We start from the raw sequence: 16,502 nt of genomic DNA, 5'->3' as shown, positions 1-16,502 counted from the left end.
TAGGAGCGGGCGCATGATCGCACGTTACCAGATCGTCCGCGGGCGCCGCCGCGACGGCGATCCGTTGCCAGAGGGCAAACGGTACGATACGCGCAAACACACGCAGCACGTCCTGCGGCCCACCCAGGAGATCGTCGAAGCGTTCCTGTCCGACCCCTCGCAAGCGGGCTTCGAGCGGTTTCGCGCCGCCTACATCGCGGTGCTCGACGAGCGGTTTGCGGAGGAAGCGTGGCGCTTCGACGCGCTGGCGCAGGAGGCCCGGCAGGGCGACGTCTTCCTCGGCTGCAACTGCCCCACGGCGCGCCAACCCGACGTCCGGCGCTGTCACACGTGGCTGTCTCTGGAGTACCTCGCCCGCAAGTACCCGGACCTGGACGTGAGGTTCGGCGCGCGGTGAGGGGTCATCCGGCGCGGTTCAGCGCCGCAGCCGAGAGCAGCAGTCGTCGGCCTCGGGCGCGGTGAGCGCGGGCCGCGCGCCGCTCGAATCGGACAGATCCTCCTGCTCGTCGGGGTAGCGGATGCGCTCGTCGCCGGCCTTGGCGCCCTGCCCGGTGTTGCGCCCCTTGGGCTCTTCCCAGTCCTCCTGGCGCCCGAGCGCGGTCAGGTCGAGGAAGTAATACGAGCCGCCCGTCGACTCCGTACCGCGCCCGTAGGTCGAGTAGGTGTGGTACACGCGCTCGCCGTCGCGCAGGAAGCAGCTCAGCCCGTGCAGGTCGAAGGGCTGCTTGCCGCCCAGATAGAAAGCGGAGCCCGCCTGCTCGTGCTCGGCGGGCGTACGGTAGTTGTATTCCACCGGCGCGACCGACTCGTCCAGCGTGACGTGATAGTCGTAGTTGAAGCGGCTGCCTTCCGACGAGTACCAGGGCACCGGCCAGCCCATGCGCGCCTTGAACGGCGCGATCTTCTCCCACGGGGCGCGCGAGATGAACGCGAACGTCGTGTCGACCGCGTGCCAGTGCCGCAGGTGGCCCTTCGAGATCTGATCGGCGAAGCCCGAGCAGCTCGGGCAGCCGCGGTCCTTGGGTTTGCCGTCCTCGAACAGCCACATGAAGTGATACACGATGAGCTGCCGCCGGCCCTCGAACAGATCGAGCAGGCGCAGCCTCCCGTGCTGTCCCGAGAGCTCGTACGGCTCGGTCACCTCGACCATCGGCAGGCGCCTGCGATCCGCGTTGAGCTTGTCGCGCGCTCGCGTCAGCTCCTTCTCGCGGGTCAGCAGCGCCTTGCGCTCCTCCAGCCACTCGGCGCGCGAGACGACGCGCGGTAGTTCGATCCGGGTCATGGGTACGTCTCCAGGGTCATCGGGGATGGGCCTCGCCCGGTGCGGGCGCTGCCGGGGGACGGGTTCTGGGGATGGACTGCCGGAGCGCGCGGATCTCATCGGCGCATTCGTCGAAAATGCGTCGATGGGTCGCCATCGCGCATATGGCATGCCGATTGCGTGTCGCGCCGATGCGAGCCGTTCCGGTGAAAATCCGGGCTAGCTCGCCGCGCCTGATCTGGGCTAGGGTGCGAAGGATGGAGCTCGCCCGCGAGCCGACCCTACCCCTGTCCGGGGTGTTCGTCGTGCTCGCGCTGAGCGCGCCGCCCAGCGACCTGGGCCCGTGACAGCGGCCCTTGGAGTCTCGACCATGAACGAACTCTCCGACTACCAAAGCGCGAGGCGCCGTCCGGGCCCTCGCTCCTGGCCCGGCGCCGATCGCGTGTCCCGGCGCCCCGCGGGCCTCGGGCCTCGGCTCGCCCTTGCCTTGCTCGTGGGCGTGAGCCTCGGCTCGGCGGCCTGCGGCGGCGTCACCGCGTTCGAAGGGGGGCGGGCGTTCACCATCGCGGGCACGCCGCCCCCGCCCCCGCCCCCGCCTCCGCCCGAGAAGAAGCGCGTGGAGGTGACGGCGAAGCAGATCGTCATCAACGAGAAGATCCTCTTCGAGCACGACAAGGCGGTGATCCGGACGGAGTCGCACAGCCTGCTCAACGAGGTCGTGGACACGATCAAGAAGCACTCGCACATCAAGAAGATCGCCATCGAGGGGCACGCGAGCTCCGATGGCGCGGACGAGCACAACCTGAAGCTCTCGGATCGCCGCGCGAAGGCGGTGATGGAGTACCTCGTCCAGCACGGGATCCCTCAGGGGATGCTCACCGCCAAGGGCTTCGGCGAGACAAAGCCCATCGCGGACAACGAGACGGAGGAGGGGCGTGAGAAGAACCGCCGGGTCGAGTTCAACATCGTCGAGCAGGACACCGCGAAGGTCGCGGCGGAGGGGCAGTAGATGATGACCCGGGGTCGATCCACGAACGCTGCTCCCGGCAAGGAGGCGCGCATGAAGCATTGGCTCTTCGGTGTTTTCGTTTTGGCCTCGTCGGGCGCGTCCACGGGCTGCTCCTTCGCGCTGCGGAGCCCGGAGATGTACCGGGACGACACGGCCGCGCTGCTCGCGACGAGAGAGGAGCAGATCCGGGCGTGCTACGACGCGGAGCTCGCCCGGAATCCCGGCGCGGAGGGCAAGGTCACCGTCAGCTTCCTCGTGCTCGAGGACAGCGGCCGGCTCGTGGACATCGCCGTCGACCCGGAGGGCACCACCGCCTCGAAGGAGGTGACGAGCTGCGTCGTCGACTCGATCGATGGGCTCGTCCTGACGCCGGCGGATGAGAACAAGGGCAAGGGGAAGTTCGTCTGGGAGTTCACGCCCCGGGCGCCCAAGGCGTAGCGCGGTTTTCAGTACAGCGCCCTCCGTCTCTCGCCTCCGGCTTCCGCCCTCCGCCCTCCGCCCTCCGCCATCCGCCCTCCGCCATCCCTCTTCCCTCTTCCGTCATCTGCGCGACGTCGGCTGTAGCCATCGACCCGAGCCGAGATCACGACGCCGGGACCACGGGCCTCGCTCGGGCGTCCGCGAGGGGCTGGAGGCGACGCCGGACATGGTCTAGCCTGGCGAGTCGTCGCTCGACCAACCGCCGCACCACCGCGGCGCCGAGGGCCGCACCAGCGCCCCGACGGCCGCCCGCGAAGAGGTCCTCCCATGCGCGTCGCCCTGATCTCCGACATTCACGGCAATGAAGTGGCGCTCAGGGCCGTGCTGGCCAGCATCCAGGCGGCCGGCGTCGATCAGGTGATCTGCCTCGGGGACGTCGCGACGCTGGGGCCGCGACCCCGGGCCATCCTGGACATGCTGCGGGAGCTCGGGTGTCCGTGCATCCTCGGCAACCACGATGAGTTCATGCTGGATCCGGGGCTGATCCGCACCTACACCGAGGCGCCCATCGTGATCGACGCGGTGGACTGGTGCCGTGATCAGCTGTCCGCGGACGACCTCGACTTCCTGCGCACGTTCCAGGCGCGCCTCACGATCCCGCTCGACGACCGCGCGACGCTCCTCCTGTTTCACGGCTCGCCCCGGTCCCACATGGAGGATCTCCTCTCGAGCACGCCGGCCGAGGAGCTGGATCGCCGCCTCGACGGCCACGTGGCGACGGTGATGGCCGGGGGGCACACGCACCTCCAGATGCTCCGCCAGCACCGCGGCGCGCTCCTCGTGAACCCGGGGAGCGTCGGGCTCCCGTTCAAGGAGTACGCGAACGGCGGGCCGCCGACGCTGCTGCACCACGCCGAGTACGCGATCGTGGAGGCGCGCGGCGGCGAGGTGAGCGTCAGCCTGCACCGGGTGCCGGTCGACCGGGACGCCCTCCGCGCGGCCGTGAGCGCGTGGGACAACCCGATGCGCGGCGCGCTGCTCCAGCAATATGCCTGAGCGCGCGCGGCCCGAGGCGAGAGGGCGCCCTCGGGCGCCGAGGGGGCGGCAGGCGTCTTGCCAGGGGCGCGTGAGGCAAATACGCTGACGGCTCTCGACGGAGGGTTCTCGTGAGCTCAAGGCCGCGCATCTTCATGCTGGCGGCCGCCACGAAGATCGCGCCGGCCACGGAGCGGGCGGAGGCGAAGGGCCCTGCGCACGTCCTGGATCCGCGAGCGCTGGAGGGCGTCTGGTACAATCCGGAGTCCAGGAACACCTACTACATGAGATTTCACGGGGGCGAGCTCCGTGGCGTCTACTGCTATCGAGGCGATCTCAGCGGGCTCGCGGAGTATTACAATCTCAGGCTGGTCGGTGATGTGATCCTCGGCCGGTTCCGCTGGCTGAAGCGCCCGCGCACGGCGGGGTACGTCTACCTGAAGCTCGAATCGAAAGACCGCCTCGTCGGCGGCTGGTGCCTTCAAAGCTACGCGCCGCCAGAAGGGCTCGAGGCGCTCCCGCACCACCCTGAATACCTGGAGCAGATGACCTGGATCCGCCAGCTCCCCGCGCCGCCGCTGCCGGAGTGGGCCGAGCGCTACTTCGACGCGCTCGCCCACGGGTGAGCCGCCGGGCCAGTCCGTGTGATCTCGAGCGCCGGCCGCTGGGTCGCTGGGCGCGCCCGCGCTCGCATGTCGCGCCCAGCGACCCAGCGGCCTCGAGCGCGCAGCTGGACGCGACACGGCGAGTGAAGCGTGAGCACATCGCGCGGCGAGCTCCGGGCGGTCCCGGAGCCGCCGCCAACGTGGACGGTCGGCGAGATCCGACGCCGCGCCGACCGTCTGGCGCGCCGCGCCCTCGGATGACGCGGCGCCGGCGGGGCCGACAGCCCCGATCTGCGTGCGGCGGGGCGCGACGTTCTGGTAGCCTCGAGGGGGCGCGCCGGAGTGAGATGGAGTCCCGATGACGAAATACGAGCAGATCAAGCTGTCCTATGAGGCGTCGAAGGCGGCGATCGGCCAGGTCGCGGAGGAGCTCCTGCAGTGGATATACGAGCTGCGGGACCACATGGCCTGGCCGCGGGACAAGTGGGCGCTCAACCGGATCGCCGGCGACGTCCATACCAACGGGCTGCTGCAGCGGTTCGTCGTCGAGAATCATCCCGGCGTCGGCGAGGTGTTGAAGTGCCAGCTGTCGCTCACCGTCGACGAGGAGCTGCCGTTCACCGTCGACTTCTTCGCGGTGGGCAGGACCGACCGGGGCCTCCTCGTCGTCCTCGTCGGCGGCGAGCAGATCACCGTCAGCAAGGCCGCCCCCGAGCCGTTCTTCGAGAAGGCCGTGGAGCACATCCGGCAGCAGGCGAGGCGCGTGGCAAAGACGCGCCGCGTGGGGGCCGTCGCCGGCACCCCCCACCGGCCGGCCTAGCCCCAGGCGCGGGGCGCCCAGGCGAGCGCCGCCGCGGCGGAGCAACTGGCAGCGCCCCTATCCAGAGGCCTCCGTGGCGGCGCCAGGAAGAGGTTCCACGGCGGCGTCACCCCGGGGAGCAGCTTCGAGCGAGCGGGCGCGTCCAGACTTCACCGACGAAACCCGCCCCGGCCAAAACGAAAGCCGAAGCCCCTCGAAGCCTGCGCAAACTCACGATATCTCGTCAGGAAGCCCCTGGCCCAGCTCCTGCTTCTACAGGACAGCGAGCGCCTGAGGGACGGTTTTCCCCCCCCAACCGTCGGACAGGCGCTCTTTTTTTTTGTGCGCGTTGCGGCCTCGGTACCGCCGCGCGCGAGTGCGGTGCCGGAGCGCCGCGTCCCGGGCAGAGGGCAGGCCTCCGCGCCGCCTCCGGGCTCCACGGAGGCACGCGCGCAGGCGGCGCACCACCTCGCGCGGCGCCGAGGGCCTGTCGTTGACCACGACGCCCGTCACCACCTGCCGCCCGCCCACGCGCTGGACGCGGCCCTTCTCCGGGTGGATGGCGAAGCCCTCCTCCGTGACGATGTGACGGACGCGGGCGAGCAACATCGCGCGGCGCTCATTCGCGCCCGGATGCTACCCAGGCGGCTCCGAGCCGGTCATGCGGCGGCGCCTGATGACGCGATGAAGGGCCGCCGCCCAGACGGCCATCAGCGCCGCCAGAGCACCCGTCGGGGCGGTTCGGCCGGCCACTCCGCAGGCGCAGCCGCCGCCATCGCCTTCTTCGCCATCGCCGTTCCATGGGTTGGAGCCGCCGCTGGACGCGGATGATCCCGCGCCGCTACCGGCGCCAGCGGCCACGCACGTACAACCGTTCGGCTGGTCGGGAGGGACGCATCCCGTGGGGCAGCTCCCGGAACCGTCGCCGTCGCATTCTTCGGGAGCCTCGATCTCGCCATTACCGCACCGGCTCGTGGCCTCGCACGACTGACCCGGGCAGGAGCAGGTCTCGGAGCAGCCCCGGAAGCTGTTCCACATGCACTCGCCCATCTCTCGTTCACGATTGCCCCCGTCCTTGTTGCTCCCATCGAGCTCGGGCACCCTCCCCGAGCCGGAGACACAATCTCCGCTCCCGTCAGGACCGTAGTCGGAGCCGTACCGGCCCCCGACGGGCGCGCAGGGATCCGGCTGTGTCAAGGCGCCGTGGTTGACCCAGCGATCCGCATAGGAGAGTATAGCGTCCTTGTTGATCGGCCACGCCGCCGCGAGCGCGGGCATGAGCCGCATGAGCAGCGCCGAGTATTTCGTCGGTTTGGCCGTGTTGTCTTGATACCATCCGCCAGGCTCGAAGCCGCCGTCGATGTACCCATAGGGGTCTCGGATCGTCCGGGTCGATCGATCGGAGAAGTCGTTCCAGTACTCCTCCTCCGTACCGACGGGCTGCCCCCACAGGGCAATGCCATTCTTGCCGGCGTAATAGCTGGCCGTTTCGAAGAACCGGTCCGCGTCGACGGCCGAGAGATCGGCCAGCATCGCCGGGTCGGCCAGCATCGTGGCCGCGAAACCATAGGCGAAGAGCTTGCCGCCGCCATTGCCGCCGCCGCCTCGGAACAGGCTGGCGCCCATCTTGTCAACGCCCCATATATCGATGCCGTGCTGCACGTAGCCGACGAGCACGGGGAATTTGGCGGCGAGATCCTCCTCGGGCGTGCAGGGCGGTGCGCCGCAGACGTCGGCGAGGTGCAGCCATGCGTAGACGTCGGTGTCGCGCGCCCAGATGTCGGTCGACCACGGCCTGCCGTCGGGGAGCGCGTCCTCCGGCGGCATCAGGTCGCACGTGACCGAATCGCTCGTGTAATCGAGGCGAAGGTGACGCGTCCACGCCAGGGCCGTCTCGAGCGAGGGTGTGTCGGCACACGCAGCCTGCAGACGGGACAAGAGCTGCGTCTGCAGCTTGGAGGTCGAGAGCACGGGCTTGTTCGTGCCCACGAAAGGAGGACGAAAGCTCGTGCTCGGGTCGGCGGGCGGCGCGTCGATCACCGTGACCACCGCCGCAAAACGCCCGCACGACTTCTCACCGCCGCCGTCGCAATCGCCCGACGGGTTGTCGGACACGTACTTCACGACGGAGCTGCCGGGCGGCACGGCGTACGGCAGGGTGATGGGCGGTGCATAGTCGTCGAGTCGGTCGTCCCACCGCTGCGGCCCGTCGGGGGAAGGGTTCACATCCACGCCGTGACGGCCGCCGGCCGCCTCGGGCGTGATGGTCGTGACTCTAGCAACGCCGTCCTCGCTCACGACGAAGTACTCGCCCGTCGCATACTGGCCGCAGGCGTAGGCCTCGTCGAAGCGGAACGTGATATCGTTGCTCGGCCCCGATGGCGCCTCGTAGCGCAGGCAGGGGCCGCTCGAATCGGACGTAATGGTGCTCGGGATCCCTGAACAACCGCAGTCCGCCCTGGCCTGTGCGTCAAGGAAGACGACCGCCGCCGAAGCAGCGAGCGCGACGGTCAGCAGGTTGAGCTTCATCGTGTACACGACCTAACACGGCGGACGCGGCGCCGCGCCCCGCGGCGGTCACGGCGAGACGCAGGGCACGCCCGGCGCGGCGTCCGGCGAGAGCAGCGGCGGCAACCACCGCCGCAGCACCAGGGGCACCATCGCGTCGTGCGGCATGGGCTCGGTCGGCTGGAGGTGCTCCAGCTCGCGGAGCACGCCGGGCGCGGCAGGGTGCGCCTCGACGCCGCGCTGGAAGGCGCGGCGGAAGTCGGCGATGGGGCGCTTCGCCCAGCTCATCGTCTGCCACGACACGACCACGTGCGTGGCCGGAGGCGACTGCGCCAGCGGGAGCGCGATGTCGACGTCCATGCACGTGTCGATCACGAGCGCCGCGTGCACGGGGATGGACGCGCGCAGGGTGGTCGCGACGCCGCCCTCCCGGTTGCAACCGCCGCCGGAGTGGCCCGCGACGATGACGCGCGTGCGGTCGATCGTTGCGACGCCGCGCAGCCGGGCGGCGGTGGCGTCGAGGAACGCGTCCAGGTCGAAGGCAGGCCAGCTCGTCCGCGCCACGGCCACCGCCGCCGGGAGCACGGCGCTCGGCGCCGCGACGAGGATCGGCGGGATCTGGCCCGCCTCCATGAGCTGCGCCGCGATCCAGCGGACGTCGCCCTCCTGGCCGCCGCCCATCCAGCGGTATTTGATCTGCGCGGCGTTGATGCCGTGCAGGAACACGAGGAGCGGCAGCGGCCGCGCGGCCTCGGCCGCCGCCAGACGGTGCACGAACGCGCGGCCCAGCCAGCGCTGCTCCGGCGGCACCGCGCCCGCAGGAGCCCCGGCCTGCGCTGCGGCCTGCTCGGCCGCGCCGCTCGCCGGCGGGCGCTCGTAGTCGTAGCTCGCGCCGTCGAGCGGCCCCGCGCGCAGCCCCGGCGCCGCCGTCGCGGCGGCCACCGGCGCGGGCCTCGGCTGCGCGCCCGCGCGCACCGGGGAGGACGCGGCCGCGAGCCCGGCCGCGAGCGCGAGCGCCGCCCGCAGCGCGACTGCGCGCCCGCGGCGCCCGGCGGCCGTCACGGCCGCTCCTGCGCCGGCGCGTCGCGGCCCGCGTCGAGCCCCGACCCCTGCCCCGCCGCGGGCGAGGCGCTCGCGTCCCGCGGGATCGTGCGCTTCCGCTCGAAGGCGCGCGTCGGGTCGACCACCTTCACGTCGCCGAAGCGGCTCAGCATCGGGCCGATCACCTGCGCGTCGCCCACCGCGACGACCACGGCGTGCGCCGACCGCACGTGGTCGGCCGCGACCTTGCCGGCCAGGGCCGGCGTGATGTCCCGGAGCTCCTTGCGGTAGCCGTCGTGGTGGTCGTCCGGCAGATCGAGCACCGAGAGCCGCGCGATCTCGTCCGCGAGCCCCGCGGCCGCCTCGACGCCGAGCCCGAGCCCGCCCGCGAGCCGCCGCGCCGCCGCGTCGACCTCCTCCTGCGACGGCGCCGTGGTCGCGAGCCGCTCGATGTGCTCGAGCATCGCCTGCGCGGCGGCGCCCGCGCGCGCCGCCGGGACGCTCGCGTGGGCCAGCAGCGGGACCGGGCCGTGCGCGACGTCGAGCGTCGTCGCGGACGCCGCGCGCGCCGCGCCGCGCGGCTCGAGGAGGTCCTGCGAGAAGCGCCCCGAGGGGCCGCCGAGCACCTCGCTCGCGACCGCGAGCGCAGGCCACTCCGGGGCGCCGCGCTCGGGGCCGAGGACGCCGAGGAAGAGCTCGGCCTCCGCGCTCTTCGGGCGATCGACGACCGTGAGCTTGAGCGACCCCGGGGGCATGGGATCGGTGAACGAGAGCGCCGGCGGCTCGTCGGCCCTCCGGTCGGTGAACGCCTTCTCGACCGCGGCGCGCGCGGCCTCGGGCGTCGTGTCGCCCGCCACCACGACCACGGTGTTCTTCGGGACGTACCACGCCGTGTGGAACGCGCGGCAGTCGGCGGCGGTGATCTTCGCGAGCTCCGCCGCGGTCGCCCCGAACGAGGCGTACGGGTGCAGCTCGGTCGGGAGCGCGTAGAGGTCGCGGAAGAGGATCATCATCGCGCCCCAGCGGCCGTCCGCGTGCGCGCGGTCCCGCGCCGCCTCGGCCGCGCGGGCCTTCAGCTTGGCGAGCTCCGCGGCGTCGAGGCGCGGCCGCTGCACGAGAAGCCCGAGCAGCTCGATCGCCTCGGCGAGGCGATCGCTGGTCGTGCGCAGGCGGATCACCGTGGCGTCGAGGCCGGTGTCCACCGACACGGAGGCGCCGAGCGACTCGAGGCGCGCGAGCAGCTCGCGGCCGGGGAGGTGGCCGGCGCCGCCGCGCAGGAGGAGCTCGCCGGTGAGCGCGGCGAGCCCCGTGCGCTCGCCGTCGGCCGCGGACCCGCCGTGGACGACGACCCGGACCTCCACGAGCGGCAGCGCGCGGTTCACCGCCGTGGCGACGCTCAGGCCGCTCGGGAGCTCGGCCCACGCGATCGGGGGCATGCGCGCGGGCCGCGCGGGGCCGGACGGCGGGGGCTGCTCCCGGCGCGCGGCCTCGGGGGGCGGCGCCTCCGCCGCGCCCTTGGCCGGCGCGGCCGCCTGCGCGGGCGGGCGCGGGGGGCGCGCGGCGGGAGCGCAGCCGCACGCCACGGCCGCGGCGAGCGCCGCGGCCCAGGAGAGATAGGGGCGCGCCGTCCGTCGCGCGCGCCGTTCGCGTCGGTGGATTCCCTCGCTCATGCCGTCACTTCTTCCTGGGTTTCGCCGTCTTCGCCGGCTTCTTCTTCGGCGCGGGCCGGGCCGCCGCGCCGCGCGCCTTCGCCGGGCCCTTGGCCGGCGTGGCCTTGTCCTGGCCCTTGCCCGGCGCGGCCGGGGCCGCGGCCCGCGGCGCGCCGGCCGACGCGCGCGGCGGCGGGGCGGCTCCCGGCATCGCGGGCGGGTAGGTCTCCACGATGGTCCGGCGCGTCGGGCCGAGGTGGTCGCGCACGGCGCGCTGCACGTCCTCCCGGGTCACCGCGAAGCAGCGGGCGAGCTCCCCGTTCAGGCGGCTCGCGTCCCCGAAGAGGAGCTCGTGCTCGGCGAGCGCCCGCGCCCGCGCGCTCGCGCCCGCGAGGCCCGACACGAACGCCGACTGGAGCTGCCGGCGCGCCCGCGAGAGCTCGGCCGCCGGCGGCCCCGCCGTCGCGAGCGTCCGGAGCTCGCCCTCGATGAGCTTCTCGACGTCCCCGACGCGGGCGCCCTCGGCGAGCCGCACGTCGATGGAGAAGAGGTCGGGCCCGCGGTGGCGGTCCATCGCGACCCGCACCGACTGCGCGGCCGCCTTGTCCCCGACGAGGAGCGCCTCGAGGCGCGAGCTCTCGCCGCCGCCGAGCAGGAAGGCCGCGAGCGAGAGCGCGGGGTGATCCGGGTGCTCGAGCGGCGGCACGGCCCACCCGTAGAGGATGGCCGGCGCGCGGGCGGCGGCGTCCCTCACGACGCCGGTGCGCTGGCTCGTCTGCTCGGGGAACGGGACGTCCTTGAAGGGCGCGGCGGAGACCGCGGGGATGCCGTCGAAGTACCGGTGCACGAGCTCCATCGCCTCGCCGGCGTCGAAGCCGCCGGCGATCGCGAGCACCGCGCGGTTCGGCCCGTAGTGGGCGGCGTGGAAGTCGCGGGCCCAGGAGAGCTCGGCGCCGGCGAGGTCGTCCGCGCCGCCGAGCGCGGGGTGCTCGTGGGGCCAGTACCCCTGGAAGACGAGCTCGCGCAGCCGGGTGGCGCCCTGGCCGTAGGCGGCGCCGAGGATCGCGCCGCGGCGCTCCTGCGCGTCCCTGCGCTGCGCCTCGAAGGACTGCGCGCTCAGATCGAGCGACCTCATGCGATCGGCCTCGAGCCACAGGGCCAGCGCGAGCTCGTTCGCGGGCAGGGTCTCCGCGTAGATGGTGCGGTCGACCTCCGTCTCGGCGTGGAGCTCGCCGCCGCGCTCGGCGACGAGGCGCAGGTGCTCGCCGTCGGCCACGTTGCGGCTGCCGCGGGCCATCAATCCCATCACGAGGCGCGCGACGCCGCTCCTGCCGTTCGGCTCGTCGCGCGAGCCGGCGTCGTAGGTGACGGCCACCGCGACCGTGGGCGAGCTCTTGTCGGGGCTCATCACGACGCGCAGCCCGTTCTGGAGCGTGGCGCGCTCGACGGGGATCGCGAGCTCGATCGGCGCTTCCGAAGGCGGCGCCGCGGCGCCCTTCGGCGAGGCCGCGGCGGCGCGCGGCGGGCGCGCGGCGGCGGGCGCCGGCCTGTGGGCGGGCTTCGCCGCGGCGGCGGGCGCCGGCTTGTGGGCGGGCTTCGCCGCGGCGGCGGGCGCCGGCTTGTGGGCGGGCTTCGCCGCGGCGGCCGGCGCGGGCTTTCCGGACGGCGGCGCCGCGGCGGCGGGACACGGCGCGCCTGCGCTCAGCAGGCCGAGCGCCGCGAGCCCGGCCGTGAGGGCGCCGCGGAGCAGGGTTCGGCTCGCGGTCGTGGACACGGAAGGGCGATAGCACGTCGCCGGCCGGGCGCGGTCGCCGCGCGACGCGGCGACCGCGCTTCACGCTGCCGGCGGTCTCGCGTAGGCTCACGCCGCAGCTTCCGAGGTCGCGACCGCGCGCCGCCCCGCGCTCAGAGAGAACCGCCGATGCCCGACGCTCAAAACCTGATGAAAGCCATAGTCGGAACGCTCGTCTTCGTGGCCCTGGGGCTGGTCGTGTTCCTGCTGGCGTTCGTGCTGATCACGAAGCTGACCCCGTTCTCCATCCGCAAGGAGATCGAGGAGGACCAGAACACGGCGCTCGCGATCGTGATCGGCTCGGTGATCCTGGGCCTCGCCTGGATCATCTCCGCGGCCATCCACGGCTGACGCGCGGGTCTCGGCGTTGGCCACGGCCGGGCCCGACCTCCTCGGCGCGCTGCCGGCCGCGCCTCCCGCCGCGGCCCGCGGCGGCTTCCTGTGGGGCCGCGGCGTCGACCTCGCGGTCTTCGGCGGCTCCGCGGCGGTCGCGCTCGCCCTCGCGGCGCTCTCCTCGGGCGGCGCGCTCCCGGCCTGGGGCTTCCTGCTGTTCGTGGTCGGCGTCGACGTGGCCCACGTGCACACGACGCTCTTCCGCACCTACCTCGATCCCGAGGAGCTCCGCCGCCACCCCGCGCTCTACGCCGCCGTGCCGCTCGCCTGCTACGCCGCCGGCGTCGCGCTGCACTTCGCCTCCGAGCTCACGTTCTGGCGCGCGCTCGCCTACGCCGCCGTGATTCACTTCGTGCGCCAGCAGATCGGGTGGGTCGCGATCTACCGCGCGCTGGCGGGCGAGCGCTCGCGCGTCGATCGCCTCCTCGACGACGCCCTCGTCTACGCGGCGACCGGGTGGCCGCTCCTCTACTGGCATGCGCACCCGCCGCGCGCGTTCGCGTGGTTCGTGGACGGCGACTTCGTGAGCTCCCCGCGGCTCGCGGCCGCGGTAGGCCCGCTCGGCGCGGTGTACGCCGCGCTCGCCGTCGCGTACGTCGCCCGCGCGCTCCACCGGGCCTGCGTCGCCCGCGCGCCGGTGAACCTCGGCAAGCACGTGGTCGTGAGCACGACCGCGGCCACGTGGTACGTCGGCATCGTCGCCACGAACAGCGACTTCCAGTTCACGGTCGCGAACGTGATCGTCCACGGGGTGCCGTACATGGCGCTCGTGTTCGCGTACGCGCGGGAGCGCGCCCGCGAGGCGCCCCGCTCGCTGCTCGCGCGGGTCCTCGCCGGCGGGCTCCTCGCCTTCCTCGGGCTCGCGCTGGCGCTCGCGTTCGTCGAGGAGATGGTCTGGGATCGGCTGGTCTGGCACGACCGGCCGGAGCTCTTCGGCGGCGCCGTGGACGAGCCGCTGCTCGGCCCGCGCGCACGGGCGCTGCTCGTGCCGCTGCTCGCGCTCCCGCAGGCGACCCATTACGCGCTCGACGCGGTGATATGGCGCCGTCGCCACACGCGCCCCGCCCAGGCGCGCGCGCTCGGGTTCCGGTCCGGCTCCGTGGAGGGCGCGGGCGGCGGGGGCGAGCGCGGCGGGGGCAACGCGGGCAGCGGGGGCGGCGGCGCCGGCGAAAGCGGCGGCGCTGGCGGCGGCAGCGGGCACGGCGGCGCTGGCGGCGGCAGCGGGCACGGCGGCGCTGGCCAGAGCGGCGGCGCTGGCGGCGGCAGCGGGCGCGGCGGCGCCGGCCAAAGCGGCGCGGCGGGCGTCGTGTCGCTGCCGGCGAGCCGAGAAGCTTGACCCGCGGCGCAACTCCCGTAACCCTCGGCGCTTCGCATGGCTTCGCTCGCGGCGCCCGCGCTCCCGCCACGCCCCTTGCCCTCCGATGGGGCGTGGAGCCGGAGCCGCCTCGCGCAGCCCGGGACCATGGATCCGGAGAAGATCCGAAGATGCTGACACCATGCAATGCGTGCGCGGCATGCGCCTGCTATCGCTTCGACATGCTCGCGCAGCCTGGGAGAGGTGACAGAAATGAGTGAACCACGGCCAACCGACGGGCCCGGCGCGACGCGCCTGACGCCGATTCCCCCGAATCCGCGCGCCCCCGTCCTCCTGGTCGACGACGACGCCGAGCTCCGCGAGATGCTCCGCGAGATGCTCGAAGCCTCGGGCTACGATGTCTACTGCGCCAGCAACGGCAGGGAGGCGCTCGATCTGCTGCACGAGGCAGATCCGCCGCCCGGGCTCATCCTGCTCGATTTGATGATGCCGGTGATGACCGGCGAGGAGATGCTCGCCGCGTTGAAGCAGGTGCACGCGCTCGCGGCCATCCCGGTGACCATCGTCTCCGGCCACGACGGCCCGCCCGAGGGCACGGCCTACCTGAAGAAGCCCGTCGACTTCGGGGCGCTGCTCGCCATCGTCCAGAAGACCTGCGGCTAGCCCGCGCGGCAGCCGAGCGCACCCAGCAGCCGAACGCCCACAGCCGAGCGCACGCGGCAGTCACGCCCTCGCAGCAGCCGAGCGCACGCGGCGGCGCGCTTCCCTCGCGACAGCCGAGCTCGCACGGTGGCACGCCTCCCTCGCAGCAGCCGAGCTCGCGCGGCGCCGTGCTCCTCCCGCGCGGCGGTCGAGCTCGACGCCGCGCCCGCGCGCGCCTCAGGCGGCCCGTGAAGCGTCGCCGTGCAGGAGGGGCGCGACGCAGACCCGATCGCCGAGCAGCGCGGCATCGGCGCCGTCCCGCTCGCCGCGCAGCGCGGGCGACGCCGGCGACCGCGGGCTCATCGCCGCGAAGGCCAGGAGGCCCACCACGGTCAGCAGCAGCGCGAGCGCGAACGCCGCTGCGAGGAACAAGATGCCGAGCGACGCGCGGTCCGTTCCGCCTTCGCCCGCGCCCTGCTCCGGGTCCTCGTCGCGTCGCTCCGGCTCATCCACGCTTCAGCCTCCAGTCGGTGGTTGTGCTTACCGCCTTGCGCCGCACGGCGCAACGGACGCAGCGAGCCCTCGCGGCTCTCGCGCGCTCGCCCGGGGGCAGCAGCGTCCCCGGCGGACCTGCTGGTCAGGACATTGTCTGTCCGGTGGACCCATCGCCGTCCGCCTCCGGCGGCGATAGGTTCGCCTCCTCGGAGGGAGTGCGAATGGCAGAGAGCCGCACCAGCGACGCTGTGGAGAAGAGCGGACAGGCGAGCTCGGATCGACTGTGGATCCTCGTCAACACAAGTTATCGTGAGTCAGCTCCAGAACGCGTGAGCGGCCGACATCCGCGCGAGACCGTGGTGGTGCGCGACGGCGACACTCTGCTCGTCAGCGTCGATGTCGGCATGGGCTCGTCGCTCGCGGTGCCCTTCGACAAGGTAGAGCTCGCCAGTCCGGAGGCGACGCTCATCGTGCGGCTCGCGGCGAGCTCCACGCCGTGCGCCCGATGCATCGACGAGCGCCTCGCCAGGGCGGCTCGGGAGCTCGGCGGGCTCGACGCGGAGAGCGTCTTCCGCGCGGTCCGCGCCGCGATCGCCGGCTGCGCGGAGCGCGCGCACGGCGAGCGGCGCGCAGGCCAGGCCAACGCCGGCGGGGCTCCGCCCGAGGCGGGGCCGCGGTCGTGCGGCGCGCTCCGCCTGGCGCCGGCCAACGCGCCTCACGTGCCGGCGGGGGCGGCGCTCCCGGGCGACGGCGATATCGATGTCATCCTGATCATCTGAGGCCGCTCTGCTGAGCTCGTGACGACGGTGCGCTCCTGCGCGACCGCATCTCGCGGCAGCAGGTCAGGATCGCGATCCTCGACATCACGGGCGTCCCGCTGGCTGGCCGCCCACTGGCGCGTTCGTCTACCGGAGCGGGCCGAACGCCGAGCAGCCCCCGGCATTGCCGCAAAAGGAGATCCAGTTGTTGCACGCCCAGGCGGCGTCACCCTGCGTATGGCCCCATCAGATGGAGACCGTGCCCACCGGGATGAGCCCCCAGACGCACTCCCATCGGGTCGTGGGTGTGATTGCAGCCGCTTGCTGCGCGGCCCCGACGGCCTCTGCCTCCCCGGGCGCGACCGCCTCTTCCGTCTCGGGATCGATCGACGCCTCCGCCTCGAGCTGGGCCTCATCATCGCCTTCGATGGGCTCCGCGCCAACACAACCGCCGAGAACGACTGCGGCCCCGATGAGCGTCAACGGAAGGACCATTCTGATGTTCAGATTCATTTTCTCTCTCCCTAGGAATTTGCTGAGACGGTTCGCGTCTCGCTCCCTCTCGATTGCTGGACACACCGCTTCGCCTCCTCTGGGCCTCGTCCGCGGCAGCCCGGCTGCCGGAGCGCTATCGCAAACGGCATGCCGCCCAGCCCCGCAAAGGCCCTTCCGGCGAAAGCGGGCGGCGCGACGAACCGAGCGCGGCGAACGAGCGGCTGCCGCGCAATCGAGCTCGCCCGCGGGCGCAACGCGCGCATGGCAGTCCTTGCCCTGCTGGCA

The 16,502-nt window shown here is 73.1% G+C and carries 18 protein-coding genes; 10 read left to right on the top strand and 8 right to left on the bottom strand.

All coding sequences use genetic code 11. The features are described from left to right. The first annotated feature begins 13 nt into the window (after positions 1 to 13). Positions 14 to 397, top strand: coding sequence for a hypothetical protein (locus tag WMF20_RS47560; RefSeq protein ID WP_129580448.1), 384 nt, complete (start codon positions 14 to 16; stop codon positions 395 to 397). Between the two features lie 18 nt (positions 398 to 415). Here WMF20_RS47560 and WMF20_RS47555 read toward each other — a convergent pair whose 3' ends face one another. After that, positions 416 to 1,282 (bottom strand): DUF899 domain-containing protein, encoded by an 867-nt coding sequence (locus tag WMF20_RS47555; protein ID WP_437608405.1) that lies wholly within the window; start codon positions 1,280 to 1,282, stop codon positions 416 to 418. 349 nt (positions 1,283 to 1,631) lie between these two features. On the opposite strand from WMF20_RS47555, the gene WMF20_RS47550 reads away from it, so the two are divergent. The 5 genes from WMF20_RS47550 (at position 1,632) to WMF20_RS47530 (ending at position 5,150) form a co-directional block, all read left to right on the top strand. Then, positions 1,632 to 2,270, top strand: a complete 639-nt coding sequence (locus tag WMF20_RS47550) for an OmpA family protein (protein ID WP_129580446.1) — start codon at positions 1,632 to 1,634, stop codon at positions 2,268 to 2,270. A 51-nt stretch (positions 2,271 to 2,321) separates the two neighbouring features. Beyond that, entirely contained in the window at positions 2,322 to 2,708 is a 387-nt protein-coding gene (locus WMF20_RS47545) for an AgmX/PglI C-terminal domain-containing protein (protein WP_237244763.1), read from the top strand. A gap of 309 nt (positions 2,709 to 3,017) precedes the next feature. Next, on the top strand, positions 3,018 to 3,746 hold the full coding sequence (locus WMF20_RS47540) for a metallophosphoesterase family protein (RefSeq protein WP_437608402.1): 729 nt from the start codon (positions 3,018 to 3,020) through the stop codon (positions 3,744 to 3,746). A 110-nt stretch (positions 3,747 to 3,856) separates the two neighbouring features. Further along, positions 3,857 to 4,351, top strand: a complete 495-nt coding sequence (locus tag WMF20_RS47535) for a hypothetical protein (protein WP_437608400.1) — start codon at positions 3,857 to 3,859, stop codon at positions 4,349 to 4,351. Positions 4,352 to 4,688: 337 nt separating this feature from the next. Further along, positions 4,689 to 5,150, top strand: a complete 462-nt coding sequence (locus WMF20_RS47530) for a hypothetical protein (protein WP_129580441.1) — start codon at positions 4,689 to 4,691, stop codon at positions 5,148 to 5,150. A gap of 252 nt (positions 5,151 to 5,402) precedes the next feature. Here the strand turns inward: WMF20_RS47530 and WMF20_RS47525 are convergent, their stop codons facing one another. From WMF20_RS47525 to WMF20_RS47505, 5 genes are read right to left on the bottom strand one after another with little or no spacing between them, the layout of a single operon-like run. Then, complete coding sequence (locus tag WMF20_RS47525; RefSeq protein WP_437608398.1) at positions 5,403 to 5,738, bottom strand: hypothetical protein; 336 nt, start codon at positions 5,736 to 5,738, stop codon at positions 5,403 to 5,405. A gap of 27 nt (positions 5,739 to 5,765) precedes the next feature. Beyond that, positions 5,766 to 7,658, bottom strand: coding sequence for an MYXO-CTERM sorting domain-containing protein (locus tag WMF20_RS47520; protein WP_437608396.1), 1,893 nt, complete (start codon positions 7,656 to 7,658; stop codon positions 5,766 to 5,768). Between the two features lie 48 nt (positions 7,659 to 7,706). Next, complete coding sequence (locus WMF20_RS47515; RefSeq protein WP_437608394.1) at positions 7,707 to 8,699, bottom strand: hypothetical protein; 993 nt, start codon at positions 8,697 to 8,699, stop codon at positions 7,707 to 7,709. Beyond that, positions 8,696 to 10,348: a M16 family metallopeptidase gene (locus WMF20_RS47510; protein WP_437608392.1), complete on the bottom strand. Its 1,653-nt coding sequence runs from the start codon at positions 10,346 to 10,348 to the stop codon at positions 8,696 to 8,698. The genes WMF20_RS47515 and WMF20_RS47510 overlap by 4 nt, the downstream gene beginning before the upstream one ends. Before the next feature lie 4 nt (positions 10,349 to 10,352). After that, on the bottom strand, positions 10,353 to 12,101 hold the full coding sequence (locus tag WMF20_RS47505; RefSeq protein ID WP_437608390.1) for a M16 family metallopeptidase: 1,749 nt from the start codon (positions 12,099 to 12,101) through the stop codon (positions 10,353 to 10,355). A gap of 168 nt (positions 12,102 to 12,269) precedes the next feature. Between WMF20_RS47505 and WMF20_RS47500 the strand changes: the two genes are divergently transcribed. From WMF20_RS47500 to WMF20_RS47490, 3 genes are all read left to right on the top strand, one after another. Then, positions 12,270 to 12,470 carry a DUF350 domain-containing protein gene (locus tag WMF20_RS47500; protein ID WP_129580437.1) on the top strand — a complete coding sequence of 67 codons (201 nt, stop codon included), beginning with the start codon at positions 12,270 to 12,272 and terminating at the stop codon, positions 12,468 to 12,470. 16 nt (positions 12,471 to 12,486) lie between these two features. Next, positions 12,487 to 13,848, top strand: coding sequence for a hypothetical protein (locus tag WMF20_RS47495; protein ID WP_437608388.1), 1,362 nt, complete (start codon positions 12,487 to 12,489; stop codon positions 13,846 to 13,848). Between the two features lie 231 nt (positions 13,849 to 14,079). After that, positions 14,080 to 14,490, top strand: coding sequence for a response regulator (locus tag WMF20_RS47490; RefSeq protein WP_437608386.1), 411 nt, complete (start codon positions 14,080 to 14,082; stop codon positions 14,488 to 14,490). A 216-nt stretch (positions 14,491 to 14,706) separates the two neighbouring features. On the opposite strand, the gene WMF20_RS47485 is transcribed toward WMF20_RS47490, so the two are convergent. Next, the gene (locus WMF20_RS47485) at positions 14,707 to 14,982 is read right to left on the bottom strand and encodes a hypothetical protein (RefSeq protein ID WP_437608384.1); all 276 of its coding nucleotides are present in this window, start codon (positions 14,980 to 14,982) and stop codon (positions 14,707 to 14,709) included. Positions 14,983 to 15,185: 203 nt separating this feature from the next. On the opposite strand from WMF20_RS47485, the gene WMF20_RS47480 reads away from it, so the two are divergent. Beyond that, on the top strand, positions 15,186 to 15,743 hold the full coding sequence (locus WMF20_RS47480) for a hypothetical protein (protein WP_437608382.1): 558 nt from the start codon (positions 15,186 to 15,188) through the stop codon (positions 15,741 to 15,743). Positions 15,744 to 15,968: 225 nt separating this feature from the next. On the opposite strand, the gene WMF20_RS47475 is transcribed toward WMF20_RS47480, so the two are convergent. Beyond that, complete coding sequence (locus WMF20_RS47475; RefSeq protein WP_437608380.1) at positions 15,969 to 16,301, bottom strand: hypothetical protein; 333 nt, start codon at positions 16,299 to 16,301, stop codon at positions 15,969 to 15,971. Between the last annotated feature and the right edge of the window lie 201 nt (positions 16,302 to 16,502).

It is taken from the genome of Sorangium sp. So ce834 (genome assembly GCF_051521425.1).
GTDB lineage: Bacteria > Myxococcota_A > Polyangia > Polyangiales > Polyangiaceae > Sorangium > Sorangium cellulosum_D.
The sequence above is the reverse complement of the archived record's forward strand: the minus strand, read 5'-3'. Positions and strand labels throughout refer to the sequence as shown.

Bases quoted from the DNA above. Each gene is read 5' to 3' on its own strand.
- WMF20_RS47530 (WP_129580441.1), top strand. From the start codon at position 4,689: ATGACGAAATACGAGCAGATCAAGCTGTCCTATGAGGCGTCGAAGGCG.
- WMF20_RS47550 (WP_129580446.1), top strand. From the start codon at position 1,632: ATGAACGAACTCTCCGACTACCAAAGCGCGAGGCGCCGTCCGGGCCCT.
- WMF20_RS47500 (WP_129580437.1), top strand. From the start codon at position 12,270: ATGAAAGCCATAGTCGGAACGCTCGTCTTCGTGGCCCTGGGGCTGGTC.
- WMF20_RS47490 (WP_437608386.1), top strand. From the start codon at position 14,080: ATGAGTGAACCACGGCCAACCGACGGGCCCGGCGCGACGCGCCTGACG.
- WMF20_RS47525 (WP_437608398.1), bottom strand. From the start codon at position 5,738: ATGTTGCTCGCCCGCGTCCGTCACATCGTCACGGAGGAGGGCTTCGCC.
- WMF20_RS47540 (WP_437608402.1), top strand. From the start codon at position 3,018: ATGCGCGTCGCCCTGATCTCCGACATTCACGGCAATGAAGTGGCGCTC.
- WMF20_RS47480 (WP_437608382.1), top strand. From the start codon at position 15,186: ATGGCAGAGAGCCGCACCAGCGACGCTGTGGAGAAGAGCGGACAGGCG.
- WMF20_RS47545 (WP_237244763.1), top strand. From the start codon at position 2,322: ATGAAGCATTGGCTCTTCGGTGTTTTCGTTTTGGCCTCGTCGGGCGCG.
- WMF20_RS47520 (WP_437608396.1), bottom strand. From the start codon at position 7,658: ATGAAGCTCAACCTGCTGACCGTCGCGCTCGCTGCTTCGGCGGCGGTC.
- WMF20_RS47510 (WP_437608392.1), bottom strand. From the start codon at position 10,348: ATGAGCGAGGGAATCCACCGACGCGAACGGCGCGCGCGACGGACGGCG.
- WMF20_RS47560 (WP_129580448.1), top strand. From the start codon at position 14: ATGATCGCACGTTACCAGATCGTCCGCGGGCGCCGCCGCGACGGCGAT.
- WMF20_RS47555 (WP_437608405.1), bottom strand. From the start codon at position 1,282: ATGACCCGGATCGAACTACCGCGCGTCGTCTCGCGCGCCGAGTGGCTG.